The sequence below is a fragment of the Ideonella azotifigens genome (assembly GCF_006519715.1).
GTDB lineage: Bacteria > Pseudomonadota > Gammaproteobacteria > Burkholderiales > Burkholderiaceae_C > Ideonella > Ideonella azotifigens.
Window position 1 is genome coordinate 1 of the sequence record NZ_VIDT01000524.1, and the last position, 3,988, is coordinate 3,988.

General features: G+C 65.0%; 2 protein-coding genes and 1 pseudogene. All 3 read right to left on the bottom strand.

Going from position 1 to position 3,988, the window contains the following annotated elements:
* A partial coding sequence (locus tag FKP22_RS23290; RefSeq protein WP_141290058.1) for a methyl-accepting chemotaxis protein occupies positions 1-1,548 on the bottom strand: 1,548 nt, incomplete at its 3' end.
* Positions 1,549-1,603: 55 nt separating this feature from the next.
* Entirely contained in the window at positions 1,604-3,634 is a 2,031-nt protein-coding gene (locus tag FKP22_RS23295; protein ID WP_141290059.1) for a methyl-accepting chemotaxis protein, read from the bottom strand.
* A gap of 105 nt (positions 3,635-3,739) precedes the next feature.
* A pseudogene (locus tag FKP22_RS32545) lies at positions 3,740-3,988 on the bottom strand (methyl-accepting chemotaxis protein); the annotation flags it as partial.

The following is a 3,988-nucleotide window of genomic DNA, read 5'->3' on the forward strand; positions in this document are numbered from 1 at the left end:
GCTGGAAGCGTTCTGCTGCGTGGTCTGGCTGAGCTGCGTGACCGCGCCGTTGATCTGACCGACACCGGAAGACTGCTCCTCCGAAGCGGCGGTGATCTCCTGCACCAGGTCCGAGGTCTTGCGGATGTTGGGCACGATCTGGCTCAGCAGCTGGCCGGCCCGTTCGGCCAGCTCCACGCTGGACGAGGCCACGGTGCCGATCTCCTGCGCCGCGATCTGGCTGCGCTCGGCCAGCTTGCGCACTTCGGCGGCCACGACCGCAAAGCCCTTGCCATGTTCGCCGGCACGGGCGGCCTCGATGGCCGCATTCAGCGCCAGCAGGTTGGTCTGGTAGGCGATGTCGTCGATGATCACGATCTTCTGCGCGATCTGCTTCATCGCGACCACCGTGGCCTTGACCGCCTCGCCGCCCTCGGCGGCTTCGGTGGCGGCCCGCGTGGCCATGCCATCGGTGACCTTGGCGTTTTCGGTGTTCTGCGAGATGGAAGCCGTCATCTGCTCCATTGAGGCGCTGGTTTCTTCGACGCCGGCTGCCTGTTCGCTGGCCGCCTGCGACAGGGCCTGCGCAGTGGCGCTGACTTCCTCGGACGCGCCAGCCAGAGATTCGGCGCTGGAATTCACTTCCGCCACCACTTCGGCCATCTTGACCACGGTGGCGTTGACATAGCGCGTGAGGTCGGCATAGACGCCGGGGTACTGCGCCTCGATCTGCTGTGTCAGGTCGCCTTGCGCCATGGCGCCCATCACCCGCACCACGTCCGATACGCTGGCCGCGGTTGAGCCCGCCATGTCTTTCATCGATTGCAGCAACTGGGCGGTTTCGTCCTTGCCCTCGACATCGATGTGGACCGACATGTCGCCTTGGGCCAGTTGATTGGCGACGTTCACCGCCTGGGCAATGGGTCGCGTGATGGCGCGAGTGATGATCCACGCCATGGACATGCCCAAGACCGTGCAGATGCCCAGGATGGCAATGACCCAGTTTCGGGCGCTGGCGTAGCTGCTGGCGGCCTGCTCGGAGGCCTTGACACCGCCATCGATGTTCAGGTCGCTGAGCTTGTCGGCGACCTCGCGCAAGGCGTTGTATCGCCGCAGGGATTCAGCGTCGAGCAGCATCTTGGCTTCGTCGTTCTTGTTTTGCCGTCCCAGGGCCACGATCTTTGTGTGCTCGGCCAGGAATACGTCCAGATCGCTCTTGAATTGGTCGTACATCTTCTGCTCTTCGGGTGAAGCAATCAGCTTGCCGTAGTCATCCCAAAGCTTGCGCGTGGCGGCGATGCGCTCGTTGCTTTCCCGCTCGGCGTTGGCCAGTTCATTGGCCTCGGTAGCGACGATGCTGCGCAACTCCAGCACCCGCAGCCGGTTGAGGTTGGATTTGCTCAGCAGGATGTTTCGAACGCTGGGCATCCAGTTGGTCGCCAGGTCCACAGTGGAGGCGTTGACTGCAGCCAGCTGCGAAATGGCATAAAGCCCCAGGCCGGCCATCAGCACCAGGACCACGGCAAAGGCACCGAACAGCTTTGGTCCGAGTTTGAGATTCTTCAACATGACAGGGTTTTCCTAGCGTGCAAGTACGCGAGCGCAATGCCGGCGTTTGAGGGGTTCAATACCGCGTGAAGTGCGCCTCGTCCACCGCTTCGGCCGTGGCCATCACGGCAGCAGCGCGGCCCTGGGCGAACACTGCCGGGCTGCGGCGTGTCACCGTGCCCGATTTCCTGGCGGACGCGGCGGCGCGGGGCTTAATGTTGGTGGTGGGCGCCGGGCGCTGCTCGGCACGCGCCAGCTTGAAGAAGGCCATGGTCTGCTGCAGCTGCTCGGCCTGGCCGCTCATTTCCTCGGCGGTGGCGGCCAGCTCTTCGGAGCTGGCGGCGTTCTGCTGGGTGGTCTGGCTCAGCTGGGTCACGGCGCCGTTGATCTGGCCCACGCCGGAAGACTGCTCTTCCGAAGCGGCGCTGATCTCCTGCACCAGGTCCGAGGTCTTGCGGATGTTCGGCACGATCTGGTCCAGCAGCTTGCCGGCGCGCTCGGCCAGCTCCACGCTGGACGATGCCACTTCACCGATTTCCTGGGCCGCGATCTGGCTGCGCTCGGCCAGCTTGCGAACCTCGGCGGCGACGACTGCAAAGCCCTTGCCGTGTTCGCCCGCACGGGCCGCTTCGATGGCCGCGTTCAGCGCCAGCAGGTTGGTCTGGTAGGCGATGTCGTCAATGATCACGATCTTCTTGGCGATCTGCTTCATCGCCGCGACGGTGGCCTTGACCGCTTCACCGCCTTCGGCCGCTTCGGCGGTGGCCTTGGTGGCCATGCTGTCGGTGACCTTGGCGTTCTCGGCGTTCTGCGAGATGGAAGCCGTCATCTGCTCCATCGACGCGCTGGTCTCTTCGACGCTGGCGGCCTGCTCGGTGGCAGCCTGCGACAGGGCCTGCGCGGTGGCGCTGACTTCTTCCGATGCACTGACCAGCGACTCGGCGCCGGAGTTGACATCGCCGACGACCTGCAGCAGCTTCTCGATCATCGCGTTGACATAGGTCTGCAGGTCGGCGAACGTGCCTTCGTACTCGCCTTCGACGGTGCGGGTGAGGTCACCGCGGCTCATCGCACCCATCAGGTCGACCACGTCGACCACGCTGCGCAGATTGCTGCGTGCCTTCTCGATGGTGTCGTTGATGAAGGCCTTCTTGCCTGGCAGCTGAGGCATCGGTGCCTCGAAATTGCCACGGCCGAATTCGGCCACGACGCCCATCGCCAGCTTCTTGACCGCGATGTGGGCGGCGACCATGTCGTTGACGCCCTTGGCCATCGAGCGGTAGTCGCCTTCGAAGCGGTTGGCGTCAATGACCACGTCGATGTCGCCCTTGTCGTGCTCCGTGCTCATGTGGTTGAGCTCGGCGATCAAGCCCTTGAGGTTGCTGCGCAGGCGCTCGATGGTGTCGTTGATGAAGGCCTTCTTGCCTGGCAGCTGGGCCATGGGCGCCTCGAAGTTGCCGCGGCCGAATTCGCTGATTACGCCCATTGCCAGCTTCTTCACACCGATGTGGGCGCCGACCATTTCATTGACGCCCTGGGCCATGGTGCGGAAGTCGCCGTCGAACTTGTGGGTGTCGATGAGCGCATCGATCTCGCCGCGCTCGTGCTCGGCGCTCATGTGGTTCATGCCGGCGATCAGGCCCTTGAGGTTGGCCCGCACACGTTCGATGGTCTCGGTGATGAAGGCCTTCTTGCCGGGCAACGCGGCCATTGGCGCGTCGAAGTTGCCACGGCCGAATTCCGCCACCACGCCCATTGCCAGCTTCTTCACCGCGATGTGCGAGCCCACCAGTGCGTTGACCTGGCGCGCCACGTTGGCGAACTCGCCGGGCGGGCGCGTCGTGTCCATCACCGCGTCAATGTCGCCTTGCTCGTGAGCGGCGGCCATGCGGGCCAGGTCGACGCGCATGGCCTGCAATTCGTCCAGCAGCCGGTTGGTGGCTTCCGCCGTGCTGTGCAGCGCTGGCGGCAGTGCGCGCATGTCGACCCGGCCTGACAGGTCGCCAGCGGCAGCAGCCGTCAGCACCTTGGCCAGCTGGGTGTCGATGACGGCGGCAAATGCCGACGCTTCCTGCTGGGTCTGGCGAGTGGTCTTGATTTGGAACATGGCGGTCTCTGGGTAGAAGGGGCGAGGAAGGCGCTGGGCTTGCTGGGCGGGGGCGGAGGGTGTCTGGCAGGACCGCTTATCTGCTGTTCACCCGCTGCGGCAGGGTCAAAAACGAGCGAACTGGGATTCGTCCACGCTCTCTGTGGGCACATGGGCATTGGCCGCGGCAAAAGCCATGCTGGCGGCGGGCTGGAAATTGCCGGCGCGTGGCCGTCCCGGTGAGGCATTGCGGCGTGCGGGGGCAGGGCGCTGCGGGTTGGGGCGCGGGCGCGGCAAGCCAGCGTCGCGGTGGCCGCCGGCCAGCTTGAAGAAGGCCATGGTCTGCTGCAGCTGCTCGGCCTGGCTGCTCATTTC

What these genes read in the sequence shown, in the direction of transcription:
- FKP22_RS23295 (WP_141290059.1), bottom strand. Translation starts at nt 3,634, where the DNA reads ATGTTCCAAATCAAGACCACTCGCCAGACCCAGCAGGAAGCGTCGGCA.